Annotated in this window: 1 protein-coding gene and 1 pseudogene; both read right to left on the reverse strand. The window is 50.7% G+C overall.

Translation table 11 applies throughout. The features are described from left to right. A partial coding sequence (locus tag ACWHAR_RS23690) for an MmgE/PrpD family protein (RefSeq protein WP_452088016.1) occupies positions 1–605 on the reverse strand: 605 nt, incomplete at its 3' end. Further along, a pseudogene (gene sndB, locus ACWHAR_RS23695) lies at positions 602–984 on the reverse strand (N-acetyl-sulfur-metabolite deacetylase SndB); the annotation flags it as partial. The gene ACWHAR_RS23690 and the pseudogene sndB, both read right to left, overlap by 4 nt.

Here is a 984-nt window from a genome sequence, read left to right on the forward strand (position 1 = left end):
TGCAGCGGTTTCATTTCTGTTCCAAATTGCACCCTCATCCCAGCAGATTGCGTAGCCGCAAAACCAATTGCTTTTTCCAACTCTTCCTGAGTAAGCTCCTCAGCATAACCTACGGCGCAGGCAGCAGCGATAGCACCAAGCGTTCCTGTATTATGCCAGCCCTTTTCATAGTGGCGGCTTCCAATTGATTCTCCCAGCCGTGCCATCACTTCAACACCAACAACATAAGCGCCAAGAAGACGCTCGTCATGTCCGCGAGCGGCAGATGCAATAAGGGCCGGTACGATGACGGCACTGGGGTGTCCTCTTACATCGGAATGGACATCATCAAAATCCAATGCATGGGCGATAAATCCATTGAGCATCGCGGATTGTAATGGCGCGGCCTTTTTGCCCTGTCCGATAATAGGAACAAGGGGCAGGCCTCCTTCATCCTCTATCAGACGGAGGAGCTTTTGAATTCCTTTATCTTCTCTTCCTGCGAATGAAGCGGCAGTAAAATCAAGTAATCCTTTTTTTGCTTCGTGAATCGCGTCAACTGAATGCTCAGGTTGTGACGTTCTCACAGCCTCTGCAAGACCTGCTGTCAGCCCTTGTTTGCTCATTTGATGGTCTCCAATACAATAACCGCCAGCTCCGCAAAGTATTGAGAGGCAACCGTAAGGGCATCTTCATCCAGTGTAAAGGCCGGATGATGCCACTCCTCCGTCCCGTTCGTTCCCATCCAGACAAAAAATCCCGGAATCTTCTCTTGATACAGAGCGAAGTCTTCTCCGCCCGGAGACTGCTCAGCGTGAACGGTTTGATAGCCAAGCCGTGCCGCAGCTTCGGATGCCGCATTCAAAAATGTGCCGTCATTCTGAACGGAAGGCAAATAAGGAAACCACTTGAATTCTGCTTGTGCCCCATAGCCCGCTGCAATTCCTTCAGCCACTCGTCTCATATGCTCGGGAACAGCCTGCCTCGCTTCTTTTTGAAAGGTTC

It is taken from the genome of Bacillus sp. LR--39, assembly GCF_053613335.1.